The organism is Neisseria dentiae, from assembly GCF_024580525.1.
GTDB lineage: Bacteria > Pseudomonadota > Gammaproteobacteria > Burkholderiales > Neisseriaceae > Neisseria > Neisseria dentiae_A.
This window is the reverse complement of the sequence record NZ_JANIKQ010000001.1, coordinates 99,849-113,362: the sequence shown is the minus strand read 5'-3', so window position 1 is coordinate 113,362 and position 13,514 is coordinate 99,849. Positions and strand designations below refer to the sequence as shown.

The 13,514-nt window shown below is 54.6% G+C and carries 14 protein-coding genes; 9 read left to right on the top strand and 5 right to left on the bottom strand.

The annotated features are described in order from the left end of the window. Positions 1-54: 54 nt before the first annotated feature. Entirely contained in the window at positions 55-1,419 is a 1,365-nt protein-coding gene (locus tag NQ012_RS00575) for an L-serine ammonia-lyase (RefSeq protein WP_257065503.1), read from the bottom strand. A gap of 48 nt (positions 1,420-1,467) precedes the next feature. Continuing rightward, positions 1,468-2,745, bottom strand: a complete 1,278-nt coding sequence (locus NQ012_RS00570) for an HAAAP family serine/threonine permease (RefSeq protein WP_257065502.1) — start codon at positions 2,743-2,745, stop codon at positions 1,468-1,470. Positions 2,746-3,405: 660 nt separating this feature from the next. On the opposite strand from NQ012_RS00570, the gene nth reads away from it, so the two are divergent. The 4 genes from nth to NQ012_RS00550 all read left to right on the top strand — a co-directional run bounded on the left by nth (position 3,406) and on the right by NQ012_RS00550 (position 6,720). Then, complete coding sequence (nth, locus tag NQ012_RS00565) at positions 3,406-4,041, top strand: endonuclease III (RefSeq protein WP_257065501.1); 636 nt, start codon at positions 3,406-3,408, stop codon at positions 4,039-4,041. 254 nt (positions 4,042-4,295) lie between these two features. Continuing rightward, positions 4,296-4,919 (top strand): CDP-alcohol phosphatidyltransferase family protein, encoded by a 624-nt coding sequence (locus NQ012_RS00560; RefSeq protein WP_257065500.1) that lies wholly within the window; start codon positions 4,296-4,298, stop codon positions 4,917-4,919. 158 nt (positions 4,920-5,077) lie between these two features. After that, the gene (locus tag NQ012_RS00555) at positions 5,078-5,755 is read left to right on the top strand and encodes a lysophospholipid acyltransferase family protein (protein WP_257065497.1); all 678 of its coding nucleotides are present in this window, start codon (positions 5,078-5,080) and stop codon (positions 5,753-5,755) included. Continuing rightward, entirely contained in the window at positions 5,752-6,720 is a 969-nt protein-coding gene (locus NQ012_RS00550) for a phosphatidate cytidylyltransferase (RefSeq protein WP_257065496.1), read from the top strand. Before NQ012_RS00555 ends, NQ012_RS00550 begins: the two co-directional genes overlap by 4 nt. Before the next feature lie 106 nt (positions 6,721-6,826). Here NQ012_RS00550 and mutL read toward each other — a convergent pair whose 3' ends face one another. Beyond that, the gene (gene mutL / locus NQ012_RS00545; protein ID WP_257065494.1) at positions 6,827-8,815 is read right to left on the bottom strand and encodes a DNA mismatch repair endonuclease MutL; all 1,989 of its coding nucleotides are present in this window, start codon (positions 8,813-8,815) and stop codon (positions 6,827-6,829) included. Positions 8,816-8,912: 97 nt separating this feature from the next. Then, entirely contained in the window at positions 8,913-9,530 is a 618-nt protein-coding gene (gene lolA, locus NQ012_RS00540; protein ID WP_085364841.1) for an outer membrane lipoprotein chaperone LolA, read from the bottom strand. Positions 9,531-9,750: 220 nt separating this feature from the next. Between lolA and NQ012_RS00535 the strand changes: the two genes are divergently transcribed. After that, the gene (locus NQ012_RS00535) at positions 9,751-10,575 is read left to right on the top strand and encodes a ferritin-like domain-containing protein (RefSeq protein ID WP_257065492.1); all 825 of its coding nucleotides are present in this window, start codon (positions 9,751-9,753) and stop codon (positions 10,573-10,575) included. 144 nt (positions 10,576-10,719) lie between these two features. Here NQ012_RS00535 and lysM read toward each other — a convergent pair whose 3' ends face one another. Then, positions 10,720-11,196: a peptidoglycan-binding protein LysM gene (gene lysM / locus NQ012_RS00530; RefSeq protein WP_257065491.1), complete on the bottom strand. Its 477-nt coding sequence runs from the start codon at positions 11,194-11,196 to the stop codon at positions 10,720-10,722. Positions 11,197-11,384: 188 nt separating this feature from the next. Here lysM and NQ012_RS00525 point away from each other — a divergent pair, with 188 nt between their 5' ends. The 4 genes from NQ012_RS00525 to pth all read left to right on the top strand — a co-directional run bounded on the left by NQ012_RS00525 (position 11,385) and on the right by pth (position 13,470). Then, the gene (locus tag NQ012_RS00525) at positions 11,385-12,059 is read left to right on the top strand and encodes a sulfite exporter TauE/SafE family protein (RefSeq protein WP_257065490.1); all 675 of its coding nucleotides are present in this window, start codon (positions 11,385-11,387) and stop codon (positions 12,057-12,059) included. 65 nt (positions 12,060-12,124) lie between these two features. Then, positions 12,125-12,556: a type II toxin-antitoxin system RatA family toxin gene (locus NQ012_RS00520; protein ID WP_257065489.1), complete on the top strand. Its 432-nt coding sequence runs from the start codon at positions 12,125-12,127 to the stop codon at positions 12,554-12,556. Beyond that, on the top strand, positions 12,549-12,830 hold the full coding sequence (locus tag NQ012_RS00515; protein ID WP_257065488.1) for an RnfH family protein: 282 nt from the start codon (positions 12,549-12,551) through the stop codon (positions 12,828-12,830). The genes NQ012_RS00520 and NQ012_RS00515 overlap by 8 nt, the downstream gene beginning before the upstream one ends. A gap of 64 nt (positions 12,831-12,894) precedes the next feature. Then, positions 12,895-13,470, top strand: coding sequence for an aminoacyl-tRNA hydrolase (pth, locus tag NQ012_RS00510; RefSeq protein ID WP_257065487.1), 576 nt, complete (start codon positions 12,895-12,897; stop codon positions 13,468-13,470). The last annotated feature ends 44 nt before the right edge of the window (positions 13,471-13,514 follow it).

Below are 13,514 nucleotides of genomic sequence, written 5' to 3'. Positions count from 1 at the left end.
AAAGGCCGTCTGAAAATTTTCAGACGGCCTTTTCGCTTGATACAGGGCGCGCGTTCAATTGCAGACTATCTTAACCGCCAGCCCGCCTTTCGAGGTTTCGCGGTATTTCGCGTTCATGTCTTTGCCGGTTTCATACATGGTTTCGATTACTTTGTCCAAATCCACGCGCGGGGTGCCGGTGCGGCGCAAGGCCATCCTGGCGGCGTTGATGGCTTTTACCGAGCCGATGGCATTGCGCTCGATGCAGGGCACTTGCACTTGCCCGCCCACGGGGTCGCAGGTTAAGCCCAGATTGTGTTCCATGGCGATTTCTGCGGCGCAGCACACTTGCTGGGGTGTTCCGCCGAAAATTTCGGCCAGGCCGGCAGCGGCCATGGAGCAGGCGACACCCACTTCCCCTTGGCAGCCGACTTCGGCGCCGGATATGGAAGCGTTCATTTTGTAAAGCGAGCCGATAATGCCGGCGGTGAGCAGATAGCGGTTGACCGTGTCTTGCGTGAGCGGGGCGACGAATTGGTGGTAATACATCAGCACGGCGGGCACGATGCCGCATGCGCCGTTGGTGGGTGCGGTTACCACCCGCCCGCCCGCCGCGTTTTCTTCGTTGACGGCGAGGGCATACATATTGACCCAGTCGATAATCTGCATCGGGTCGTTTTGGAGCGATTGGTTGGCCGAAAGCCAGCGGTGCAGGCTGTTGGCGCGGCGGACGACTTTCAACGGCCCGGGCAGCACGCCTTCGGCGGATAAGCCGCGTTCGATGCAGTCGGACATCGTCTGCCAGATATATTGCAGATAGGCGTTCACTTCGTCTTTACCGCGCAGGGCGGCTTCGTTGCGGAACATCAGGCCGGAAACCGAAATGCCGTGGTCGTTGCAGTGATTCAGAATATCCGCCGCGCTTCGGTAAGGGTAGGGCACGTTGGGCGGTTCTTCTTGGGCCGAGTTAAAGTCGTTTTCGTTCACGACAAAACCGCCGCCGATGGAATAATAGGTTTGGCGGCAGATTTCGCGGCCGTCTGAAAAAGCGGTGAGGGTCATGCCGTTTTCGTGCAGCGGCAGAAATTCGTTGTGAAACACCATATCTTCATGGTATTGGAAACGTATGCTCTGTTTGCCCAATGCGATTGCCAACCTGCCGCTTTCTTTGACGTCGGCGATAAAGGTCGGAATCAAATCAATATCTACGTTGTCGGGAGAATAGCCGGCCAACCCCATGATAATGGCGGTATCCGTACCGTGTCCCAAGCCGGTAAGCGAAAGGGAACCGTATACGTCTACGCGGATATGGTCTGTGTCCTGCAAGCGCCCTTGGCGGATTAAATCGTCTATGAATTGTTTCCCTGCCTTCATTGGTCCCACTGTATGCGAGCTGGAGGGGCCGATGCCGACTTTGAACATATCGAATATGCTGATCATAATAAGGCTGCCTATTTTTTATATCGGACGGGTGTGTCTGGCCGTGGTTTAGAAAATCAAGCTGTAAACAATGTTGGAAATGGCAACTATACCCATGACGACGACGAAAATATTGCTGGCTTTTCCGCGGAAACGCTGCATGGCCGGTACTTTCCGGATGGCATACATGGGCATGATAAAGAGTATCATGGCAATAATGGGGCCTCCTAACGACTCAATCAAGCCTAAAATGCTGGGATTTAGGATGGCAACCACCCATAACGTTATTAAGAAAAACACGGCTGAAAAAATATTCAGTTTCTTGTGGTTGACACCCGTATAAGCCGAACCGCCGGTATCCCGTTTTATTTTGATATACAGACCCTCCAAGCCTTCTCTTGCCCCCATGTAGTGCCCGAAAAACGAGCTGGTAATAGCCAGAAAAGCAATCAGCGGCCCGAAATATGAGATATATGGATTATCGAATTTATTGGCAAGGAAAGACAAAATGGAAATGTTTTGCTGTTTTGCGGCGGCCAGATCGGATGGTGTCAGTGTCAGTACGCAGCTGAACACGAAGAACATAACGAATACCAACAATACCGTTGAAGTACCGTATAAGGATTTGCATACGTGTTTGTCCGTCAACTCCGGATCTTTGTATTCACGTTGCTGCGATAAGGTAAAAGAAGAAATAGCGGGCGAGTGGTTAAATGAAAAAACCAAAACCGGAATCGTAATCCACAGCGTATTCAAAAACATGGCGGTATCTGGCATTTGGGTGAGCGTTGATGTGTTCCAATGGGGAATCAAATAAAGTGACAGGAAAAATAAAATCAATACAAGCGGATACACCAGCCACTCGGTAACTTTCAATACTATCCGCTCACCCAGCAGCAAAATGCCGATTAAAGCGGCAATCAGTACCAGCGACAGCAGCGTGCGCGGAGGGGCGGCCATACCGAGCTGGTTGACGATAAAAGAATCCACGGTATTGGTAATGCCGTTACCGTAGATGAGTAAGATGGGGAATATTGCAAAAAAGTAGAGCAAGGTAATCAGCTTACCTGCGGTCGGGCCGAAATGTTCCTCGACCACTTCTGTAATATCGCTGCCGGGATTCGAGGAAGACAATACGAAACGAGCCAGCCCGCGGTGGGCAAAATAAGTCATCGGCCCGACGATGATTACCATGACGACGAGCGGCCAGAAACCGTTCATGCCGGCATTAATCGGAAGAAATAATACACCGGCGCCTACTGCTGTGCCAAACAGGTTTAGAAGCCACGCCAAATCGAATTTATTCCACTTTAGAGGGGCTTCTGGAGGGGGATTTTGAAGGCTCATGAGCTATACTCCTATAATAAAAACCTTGTTTTCAAATGAAAAATCAAAGTAGCGGGATGTTGTTTACCTGCTGCATCATAAGAGTTATTGCCCGTACCGTAAAATGATTGGCATAAAATTGATGATTTTGTTGATTTAGTCAAAATTTGTAGCGGAAATATGTGTTTTTTTAATTAGCTTGAATTAAAATACCCAACTCAGCAAAAGGATTCTTGGCACTATCAAAATTTATTGACGATAAAATGGCTTTCTTTCATTTACTTTGGGGCTGTTCTAGGGTATGTTGACAATTGGCCAGCAAAGCGGTGAAGTCTGTCGACATTCAAGTTTTTAGTGCGCCTTATCCCATGACTAGATATCCTTGCCGATGACCGGCAGGCAAACAAACTCAAGACGATTGGCATGTGTGCAGAAAAAACGGCCAATCTTTTGCCGCCAATATTTATCTTGCAGTTACCCTGTTGAAAATAAGGTAGATATGAATGTGGACAGGCTCTACAGCTTAGGGTTCCGTGTATGTTATATTTTTCAGACGGCCTCACGGCGCAATCATGGCGCGTTTCGCGGATTCTATCAAGCAACGGCATAAGCAGATCGGATACGGCGCCGTTCCGATATATAATACCGCACCGCAATCTCCCCGCAAGCCGCAAGCCGAATATGAACAAACTGATCCGCCAAGAAATTTTCGAGCGTTTCCGCGCCGCCAACCCGCATCCCACCACCGAATTAAACTTTAACAGCCCGTTCGAGCTGCTGATTGCCGTGCTGCTTTCGGCGCAGGCCACCGATGTGGGCGTGAACAAAGCCACGGCGAAACTTTTCCCCGTTGCCGCCACGCCTCAGGCCATGCTGGATTTGGGTTTGGAAGGCGTGATGGAATACACCAAAACCATCGGCCTTTATAAAACCAAATCGAAACACATCATCGAAACCTGCCGCATCCTGCTGGATAAATACAACGGCGAAGTGCCGCAAACCCGCGAAGAGTTGGAAGCCTTGCCCGGCGTGGGGCGAAAAACCGCCAATGTGGTGCTGAACACGGCTTTCGGCCAGATGGCGATGGCGGTGGACACGCATATTTTCCGCGTTGCCAACCGCACCAAAATCGCGCCGGGCAAAAACGTGCGCGAAGTGGAAGACAAACTGATGAAGTTCGTACCGAAAGAATTTCTGCTCGATGCCCACCATTGGCTGATTCTGCACGGCCGCTACACCTGCAAGGCGCAAAAGCCTTTGTGCGAACGCTGCATTATCAACGATTTGTGCGAATATCCGGCCAAAGCCGTGCCGTAACGTTTTATTGCCCGCAGGCCGTCTGAAAAATATTTTCAGACGGCCTGTTTGCTGCCGCAGAATCAGTTAGATTATATGGGCACGAACGGGTAGAATATGAAACACAGTGGCTTAAATTCAACACATACAGCGTTGCCTCGCCTTGCCGTACTTAATCTGTACTGTCTTCGGCTCGGCGCCTTGTCTGTGTTGAATTTAAGCCACTATAAAATAGCTTTCGCCCAAACCGCTTTTCTTATTGAAAAATTTAATTTATGACTACCGAAAACCGCCGCCCGCTTTCTTCCCGCAACAGCCGTTTCGCCCAATCGTTTGCCCATTGGCTGGCGGCAAACAAAGTGCTCACGCCCAATCAGATTTCCTGTTTGGGCATGGTGTTTGCCGCCATCGGCGCGCTGCTGCTGGGTTTCAGCACACAGCCGCTTGCATGGGTTATCACGGCGGTGATGGTGCAGTTGCGTTTATTGTGCAATCTGTTTGACGGCATGGTGGCGGTGGAAGGCGGTTTGAAAACGCCTGCGGGCGATTTGTTTAACGAACTGCCCGACCGCTTTTCAGACAGTGTGCTGCTGATTGCGCTGGGTTATGCGGCGGGCTGGCCCGCGTGGGGCTGGCTGGCGGCATTGCTGGCGGCGGGCACGGCTTATATCCGCGTGTTCGGCGGTAGTTTGGGGCTGCCGCAGAGTTTCCGCGGGCCGATGGCCAAGCAGCACCGCATGGCCGTGCTCACCGCCGCCTGCCTGCTGGGCGCGCTGGAAATGTATTATTGGCAAAGCGTTTATGTGTTGCGTGTTGCCCTGTTGGCGGTAGCCGCAGGCAGCGCGCTGACGTGTTATTACCGTATCCGCGATATGGCCGGACTGTTGAAAAACCGCTGACATCAGGCCGTCTGAAAGAAGCGGCCAATTGTGTTTTCAGACGGCCTGAAGGCAGTTTGCAAAGGTCTCGGCCTTTAATTTCTGTATAACGGCATACGCACCGATGCCGCAGCGGTAAAACGAAGATTTCGTATAGCGGGAATCCAAAAGGGAGAAACATGGAATTTCTGAAAAAACATCTTGCCTGGTTAACCGACCAGGGTTTGTGCCTGTTTGTGTCGTTTTTAACCGGCGTGAGGCCGAAAGCGGCAGGCAGTCTTGCTTTCAACCCCGAGAAAAAAGTGTATTACGCCAACCACGGCAGCCACGGCGATTTCGTGTTGGTGTGGATTTCGCTGCCGCGCCGCTGGCGTATGCGCGTGCGGCCGGTGGCCGGTGCCGACTATTGGCTGACCAACCGCCTGAAGCGTTTCATTATCAGGCGCGTGTTCAATGCCTTGCTGATTCCGCGCGCCGGCGGCAACCCGCAGGCGGTTACGGAGCAGATGACCGAAGCGCTGCAAAACGGCGATTCGCTGATTATTTTCCCCGAAGGCACGCGCAACCCCGATGACGATGTGGTGCTGCTGCCGTTTAAAAGCGGTATCTACCACTTGGCGGCGGCCAATCCCGATGTATGTTTTGTGCCGATGTGGATCAACAACATCAATCATGTGCTGCCCAAAGGCACGTTTCTGCCCGTGCCGCTGCTGTGCGACGTGAACATAGGCGAAGCCGTGCGCCTGCACGAGGGCGAAAGCAAAGAAGCCTTCTTAAAACGCAGCCGCGATGCCTTGCTCTCGTTGGCGCCGCCCGAAAAACAACAGGCATTCAAACAAGAGGAGGATGCGGCATGAACCCGTTTGTTTCCACCGTTTCCCCGCATATTCCGCCGCAGGCCGGCTGGATTTTCACAGGCATATTCGCCGTGCTGGTGTTGGCCAGCGTTATCGGGCAGTGGCTGAAACGCAAAAAAGGCACGGGCAACGCCACCATCGCCAACCTCAACGCCCGCGTGTATGCGTGGTGGGTGATGACGCTGGTGCTGCTGCTGGCTTTCTGGTTCGGCAAAACCGGCACCGTGGTTTTGTTCTTTTTGATTTCGTTTGCCGCCCTGCGCGAATTTCTCACCTTGGTTTATAAACGCCGCAGCGACTATAACGTGATGCTGGTGTGTTTTTATGTGTTGCTGCCCGTGCAGTATTATTTCGTTTACACCGAATGGTACGGCATGTTTTCAATTTTTATTCCTGTTTACGGCTTTTTGCTGCTGCCGATTATCGCCAGCTTGAGCGGCAAAACCGAAGATTTTCTGCAACGCACCGCCAAAACCCAATGGGCGGCGATGATTGCCGTTTTCTGCCTGTCGCACGTTCCGGCGTTGATGAACCTGCGCTTGGAAGGCTTTGCACCCGGGCAAAATGTGCTGCTGCTGATTTTTATGATAGGCGTGGTGCAGTCGAGCGACGTTTTACAATATATTTGGGGCAAAACCATAGGCAGGCGCAAAATCATGCCCGCTCTCTCGCCTTCTAAAACCGTGGCGGGCACGGTGGGCGGGATTGCCTCGGCCACGCTGCTGGCTGTGCTGATGGCGCCGATTACCCCGTTCACCGCCTGGCAGGCCGGCTTAATCGGTTTGATTATCTGCCTGATGGGCTTTTTCGGCGGCCTGGTGATGTCGGCCATCAAGCGCGACCACGGCGTGAAAGACTGGGGCAATATGATTCAAGGCCACGGCGGTATGCTCGACCGTGTGGATTCCATCTGTTTCGCCGCACCGGTGTTTTTTCATATCGTGCGGTATTTTTGGAACGGTTAGCAGGCGTTATAAAAATGCGTTCAGGCCGTCTGAAAAGGTGATTTGAAGCCTTTCAGACGGCCTGAATACATTTTGGCAAAGGTTGTTCTACAGTTGCCGTTACGGTTTACTGCCCGCGTAAAAACAGCGCGTCCAATTCTTTCAGCGTGAGTTTCACCCAAGTGGGGCGGCCGTGGTTGCATTGGTTGCTGCGCGGGGTGTTTTCCATATCGCGCAACAGGGCGTTCATTTCGGGCAGGGTCAGACGGCGGCCGGCGCGGATGGAGCCGTGGCAGGCCATGGTGGAGAGGATTTGGTTTTCGCGCGCTTCGATTGCGCGGCTGCTGCCGACTTGGGCGATTTCGCGCAGCATGTCGCGGGCGAGGGCGGCTACGTCGCTTTTGCCGAGCATGGCGGGCACGGCGCGTACGGCGATGGTGTTGCCGCCCATGTCAGAGAGTTCCAATCCGAACGGACGCAGGGCTTCGGCGTGGTCGGCGAGGGCGGCGGTTTCTTCGTGGCTGGCCTGAAAGGTTACGGGCAGTAGCAGGCGCTGGCTTTGCAGGCTGCCGAGCTGTTCGCGCTGGGCTTTCATTTTTTCGTAGTTCACGCGCTCGGCGGCGGCGTGCATATCGATGAGCAGCAGGCTGTCTTCGGCTTGGGCGAGGATATAGATGCCCAACAGTTGGGCGATGGCGAAACCCAAAGGCGGGCTGTTTCCGGCCTGTGCCGCTTCGCCGTTGCCAGTGTCGCGGGCGGTTTGGTGGCCGTCTGAAAAAGCAGGCGGCATATCGCTGCCGAAGCGCGCCTGCTCGAATTGGCTTAATTCGATATCGTCGTCGGTTTCGGTGCGGCGGTAGAGTTCGGCATAGGTGTCGAGTGCGGAGCGGCTTTCCTGTAACGACAAGCCGCGCTGCGCGGGCGCACGGGCGGCGGAATAGGGTGCGGGTGCGGATTTTGCGCCGCCGAAGCCGCCGAAAGTTTGCTGTTGCGGTACGGCTTGCTGGCCGCTTGGGGTTGAACCGTGCGGGAACGATGTTTCCGAAAGGTTTTCCGGGCTTTCAGACGGCCTTTGGGTTGCCAGCCCCAAAATGCTGCCTGCGTTGCCGACGCTTTCGGTTTGGTCGGCGCGGGTGGCGGCCAGCGCTTTATCGAGCGTGTGGAACACGAGCTGGTGCACGGCCTGGCTGTCGCGGAAGCGGATTTCGGTTTTGGTGGGGTGCACGTTGACATCCACGGCTTCGGGCGGCAGGTCGAGAAACAGCACAAACGACGGGGTAACGGCGTTATGCAGCACGTCGCGGTAGGCTTGTTTCACGGCGTGCAGCATCACTTTGTCGCGCACGAAGCGGCGGTTGACGAAACAGTATTGTTTGTCGGCGCGGCCTTTGGCAAAAGTGGGTTTGGCGATGGCGCCGTAGAGACGCATGGCGCCTGCGCCGCTGTCGATTTCTATGGAGGCCGTCTGAAAATCTTCGCCGACGATGGCGGTAATGCGCTCGGCCAGGCTTTGTGCGGGCAGTTTGAAGATGTTTTTGCCGTCGCGCTTGAGTGAAAAGGCGATGTGCGGGTGCGCCAGCGCGAGGCGCTCGAGCATGGTGGCGCAATGGGCGTATTCGGTGTTTTCCGATTTTAAAAACTTGCGCCGCGCGGGGGTGTTGAAAAACAGTTCGGCCACTTCCACGGTGGTGCCGACGGGGTGGGCGGCGGCGGCGGGGCTGCTGAGTTTGCCGTCTTCGGCCTTCACTTGGTTGGCATGCGCGCTATCGGGCGTGCGGCTGGTAAGCGTGAGGCGGCTCACCGAGGCGATGCTGGCCAGGCCTTCGCCGCGGAAACCCATGCTGGCAACGTGTTCCAAATCGCTGAGGGTTTGGATTTTGCTGGTGGCGTGGCGGTGCAGGGCGAGGGCGATATCGTCGGCGTGGATGCCACTGCCGTTGTCGCTCACGCGGATTTGGCGTATGCCGCCGCCGGAAAGCTCCACTTCCACCGCCGTGGCGCCTGCGTCTATGCTGTTTTCAACGATTTCTTTCAGCGCATTGGCGGGGCGCTCCACCACTTCGCCGGCGGCGATTTGGTTGACAAGATGGTCGGGCAGGGCGGCGATGCGTTTCATGTGCGGCTTTCTGTTGCAAAGTTGGAACGGGTGGGCGGATTATAGCGCAAAGGCCGTCTGAAAACTTTCAGACGGCCTGAGAGGCGGTTGTTTGCGCTTAATTGCTCAACACGTCCACGCCTTTGGGCGGCGTGAATGAGAACGCGCTGCGCGCGAGGTTGGGTTTCATGTTGACATTGTTGAAACGGATGGTGGTTTCGTTGCCGAAGCTGTCTTTCAACTGCATGGCGGCCAGCGCGTCGCCTTTGAAACCGATGCGGATATATTGGTAGCCCGCGTTGTTTTTCTTGGGCAGCGCGCGGACATAATCAATGCCGCCGGCAGAGCCGTCTTCTTTCAGCGAATAGCTGCTGTCGAGCGCGGATTTGTTAGACAGAATCGCGGCGGGGCTGTCGCCTATGGTTTGGTCTTGCGACGATTTGGTTACCTGCGCCAAATCGACGTCATAAAGCCAAATGGTTTTGCCGTCACCCACGATGGTTTGCTTGTAGGGGCTGGTATATTGCCATTTAAACAGGCCGGGGCGCAGAATCTGGAACGTGCCGTTGGTGGTTTGGGTTTTCTTTTTGCTCTTTACGGTTTGGGTAAAGCTGCCGCTGATACCGTCGGCATCGGCGTTGAATTTTTTCAGCGCATCGATTGCGCCTGCGTGTGCGCTGCCGATGCCTAAGGCAAGCATAGCGGCGAAAGTGGCGAACATTTGTTTTTTCTGCATAGTGAAATATTCCTTTCAGGAAGAAAATCAATCTGATTCCCGCAGATTGGTAAGGCATATCTTAAGCCTTCGGGCGGGAAATACAATACTTTGGTGTGCCGCAAAACACGGCTTGTTCCTGTGTAAAGGCCGTCTGAAAACCTAAATGCTTATAGGCAGGCGCAAAACGGCCCGCTGTTTAACCTGAATTTAAAGCCCGTTTACCGTTATAATGTATCACATGAATACAACACAATCCGTTTTTCCCGCGCTTTTATCTGCGTTAAACGAATGCGATCCTGAAGCAAAATGCCGTTTAACCGATGAAATATCTGCCGCTTTTTCAGACGGCCTGCTGGATAACGCGCCCGCAAAAGCCCCCGAAGATTTCCGTTTCGCCGGCCGCCCGGCCAAGCCCGCGCTGGTGCCGGCCAATGCCGTGCGCCCGCGCAAAATGAATACGCCCGAAGGCTACGCGGCGATGCTGCACGCGATTTGCCACATTGAGTTCAACGCCGTGAATCTGGCGCTCGATGCGGCCTACCGCTTCCGCACCCTGCCCGAAGCGTTTACCGCCGACTGGATCCGCGTGGCTCAAGAAGAGGCCGGCCATTTCAGGCTGATGCGCGCGCGTTTGCAGGCGCACGGCTTCGATTACGGCGATTTCGAGGCGCACAACCATCTGTGGGATATGGCCTACAAAACCGCGTTCGATCCGCTGCTGCGCATGGCGTTGGTGCCGCGCGTGCTCGAGGCGCGCGGGCTGGACGTTACCCCCGCCATCCGCGCCAAAGTCGCGCAAAAGGGTGACGCCGAAACCTGCGCCGTGCTCGACATTATCTATCGCGACGAGGTGGGGCATGTGCAAATCGGCAACCGCTGGTACCGGCACTTGTGCGCCGAGCGCGGTTTGGAGCCGGTAGCGTTGTTCCGCACGCTGATTTCGCGCTACGACCTGTTTATCTTCAGGGGATATGTAAACATCGAAGCACGCGAACGGGCGGGCTTCAGCCGCTTCGAACTGGATATGCTGGAAGACTTCGAGCGCGGGTTGAAGCGGGAATAAGCTGATACGAAATAGGCTTTTAAATATATAAACAACACGAAGATTTCCAACATTTTTTGGTGATTAACAGAAAGGTTCCTTTCCAAAATTTCAGGCCGTCTGAACGTTTCAGACGGCCTGTTTACGAGACAGGGTAAAACCGGATTATTCGGGAATGCGCAGTTTTTGGCCCGGGTAGATTTTATCGGGATGGCTCAACATGGGTTTGTTGGCTTCGAAGATTTTCATATATTTGTTGGCATCGCCGTAGTATTTTTTAGAAATGGCCGACAGCGTGTCGCCTTTCACCACGTCGTGATATTGCGCTTCGGCGGCGGCGGGGAATTGCAGGTTGTTTTGCACGCCCGATACGCCGGTTACGTTGCCTGCCGCCAAAACGGCTTTTTCGGCGGCTTCTTGCGAAGGTGCGTTGCCGCTCAGGGTTACCTGGCCGCTGGCGCCGTCGAATGCCACGCTCAAGCCGCTCAGGCCCAGATTTTGTTGTTCGATATAGCTTTGGATGGCCGCCGCCGCTTTGGCGTTGAGGTCGTCCACATTGGCCGCAGCGGCAGCCGCCACTTCCTGTTCGTCTTTGCCGAACAGTTTTTCGCCGGCGTTTTTAATGAAGCTGAATAAGCCCATGTTTTGCTCCTAAAAAATATGGTTTGGAAATGCCGTGTAAACGGGCGGCGTTATGATACTGCATTAACGCAACGCTTAAGATAAAGATACCGTCCAACCGTTGCAGATATTACCCGCTTTTACAAATTCAGACGGCCTCTTGGCAATATTGCTACAATAGTGCGTGTTTTCACCCCTAACCAACGGTCATGAACGGCGACGTTACCCTGTTAACCTTACTTCTGCTCGGCTTTTTCGGCGGCGGCCACTGCGTGGGCATGTGCGGCGGATTAAGCAGCGCGTTTGCCCTGCAACTGCCGCCGCATATCAACCGTTTTTGGCTGATTGTGCTCTTGAATGCCGGCCGTGTTTCCAGCTATGTGCTGATCGGCGTGCTGTTGGGCCTGCTCGGCCAAATCGGAATTTCGCTCGACCAAACCCGCTGGCTGCAAAACGGCCTGTTTGTGGCGGCCAATGTTTTGCTGTTGCTGCTGGGGCTTTATCTGGCGGGTTTGTCTTCGTGGGCGGTGAGGGTCGAATCGCTGGGCAAGCCGGTGTGGAAGCGGCTCAACCCGCTGATGAACAGGCTTCTGCCGATACGCAGCGTGCCGGCCTGTTTCGGCGCGGGTATGCTGTGGGGCTGGCTGCCGTGCGGTTTGGTGTACAGCGCGTCGCTCTATGCCTTGGGCAGCGGCAGTGCGGTGCGGGGCGGGTTGTATATGCTGGCTTTTGCGCTGGGCACGCTGCCCAACCTGCTGGCGATGGGCTGGTTTGCCGCGCAGTTAAAAAACGTGTTGCAGCAAAAGCCGCTGCGTTTGGCGGCGGGTTTGCTGGTGGCCGCTTGGGCGGTGTGGCAGTTGGCGGTGTTTTTCCGGGCCGTCTGAAAACGTGTGCCGTTTTGAGATTTCATTTATATTATAATGCGTACTTTTCCCGCGCTTAAAAAACCATGAAAACCGTAGAAAAAAACATGCTGGTGCTGCACAGCGCCGAACAGATGTTCGAGCTGGTCGACAGGGCGGAAGATTATCCGCAGTTTCTGCCGTGGTACAGCAAAACCGAAATCATCGAGCGCAGCGGCAACGAGCTGAAGGCGCGGCTGTTTATGGACTATATGGGCGTGCAGCAATCGTTTGCCACCCACAACCACAACGTGCCCGGCCGTGAAATCCGCATTAATCTGCTCGAAGGGCCGTTTAAAGCCCTGCACGGAACATGGAAATTCATTCCGCTGGGCGACGACTGCTGCAAAATCGAATTCAAGCTGCAATACGATTTTTCGAGCGCGTTGCTTTCTACCCTGATTTCACCCGTATTCAGCCACCTTTCGGGCACGTTGGTGGACGCATTCGTGAAAGAGGCCAACCGCCGCTATGGTTGAAATCGAAATCGCTTACGGCACGGCGGAAAAGCAACTGCTCCAAACCCTGAGCGTGCCGGCGGGCACAACCGCCCGCGAAGCCGTGCTGCAAAGCCGCATTGCGCAAGAATTTCCCGAAGCCGACGTGCAAAACGCGCCGTTGGGCATTTTCGGCAAAGCGGTGAAAGACCACACGGTGCTGCGCGATAAAGACCGCGTAGAAGTTTACCGCCCCCTGCTTATCGATCCCAAAGAAGCCCGCCGCAAACGGGTTGAAGCAGAAAAAGAAAACTGAGTTTTATATAGGAAACAAAGGCCGTCTGAAAATGTTTCTTTTCAGACGGCCTTAACAATACGATATGCCGCAAATAAAATTAATCGCAGGGCTGGGCAACCCCGGCACCGAATATGCCCAAACCCGACACAACGCGGGCTTTTGGTTTATCGACGAGTTGGCTTGGGCTTGGAAGGCCGCGCTGAAAGAAGAAAAAAAATTCTTCGGCGAAACCGCCAGAGTGGCGCGCCCCGAAGGCGACGTGTGGCTCTTGAAACCCAACACTTTTATGAACCGCTCGGGTCAAGCCGTGGCCGCATTGGCCTCGTTTTACAAAATCAAGCCCGAAGAAATCTTGGTGGTGCATGACGAGCTTGACCTCCCTTGCGGGCGCATCCGCTTCAAACTCGGCGGCGGCAACGGCGGCCACAACGGTTTGAAAGACATCCAAGCCAGGCTCGGCACCCCGAATTTCTACCGCCTGCGTTTGGGCATCGACCACCCCGGCGACCGCAATTTGGTGGTGGGCTATGTGCTCAACAAGCCCAGTGCGGAAGACAGGCAGTCAATCGAAGAAGCCATCGCCAAATCCCTGCAAGGGCTGCCGTTGGTTTTGTCGGGCGAGTGGGAAGAAGCGGTGCGGTTTCTGCACAGCAAGTGAGTGTTTTGTTTGAGCGGATAAAACAGGCCGTCTGAAAACGGATA

Coding starts and splice junctions, on each gene's coding strand:
- NQ012_RS00570 (WP_257065502.1), bottom strand. CDS start 2,745: ATGAGCCTTCAAAATCCCCCTCCAGAAGCCCCTCTAAAGTGGAATAAA.
- NQ012_RS00520 (WP_257065489.1), top strand. CDS start 12,125: ATGAAAACCGTAGAAAAAAACATGCTGGTGCTGCACAGCGCCGAACAG.
- NQ012_RS00515 (WP_257065488.1), top strand. CDS start 12,549: ATGGTTGAAATCGAAATCGCTTACGGCACGGCGGAAAAGCAACTGCTC.
- mutL (WP_257065494.1), bottom strand. CDS start 8,815: ATGAAACGCATCGCCGCCCTGCCCGACCATCTTGTCAACCAAATCGCC.
- nth (WP_257065501.1), top strand. CDS start 3,406: ATGAACAAACTGATCCGCCAAGAAATTTTCGAGCGTTTCCGCGCCGCC.
- pth (WP_257065487.1), top strand. CDS start 12,895: ATGCCGCAAATAAAATTAATCGCAGGGCTGGGCAACCCCGGCACCGAA.
- NQ012_RS00555 (WP_257065497.1), top strand. CDS start 5,078: ATGGAATTTCTGAAAAAACATCTTGCCTGGTTAACCGACCAGGGTTTG.
- NQ012_RS00575 (WP_257065503.1), bottom strand. CDS start 1,419: ATGATCAGCATATTCGATATGTTCAAAGTCGGCATCGGCCCCTCCAGC.
- NQ012_RS00550 (WP_257065496.1), top strand. CDS start 5,752: ATGAACCCGTTTGTTTCCACCGTTTCCCCGCATATTCCGCCGCAGGCC.
- lysM (WP_257065491.1), bottom strand. CDS start 11,196: ATGGGCTTATTCAGCTTCATTAAAAACGCCGGCGAAAAACTGTTCGGC.
- NQ012_RS00525 (WP_257065490.1), top strand. CDS start 11,385: ATGAACGGCGACGTTACCCTGTTAACCTTACTTCTGCTCGGCTTTTTC.
- NQ012_RS00560 (WP_257065500.1), top strand. CDS start 4,296: ATGACTACCGAAAACCGCCGCCCGCTTTCTTCCCGCAACAGCCGTTTC.
- lolA (WP_085364841.1), bottom strand. CDS start 9,530: ATGCAGAAAAAACAAATGTTCGCCACTTTCGCCGCTATGCTTGCCTTA.
- NQ012_RS00535 (WP_257065492.1), top strand. CDS start 9,751: ATGAATACAACACAATCCGTTTTTCCCGCGCTTTTATCTGCGTTAAAC.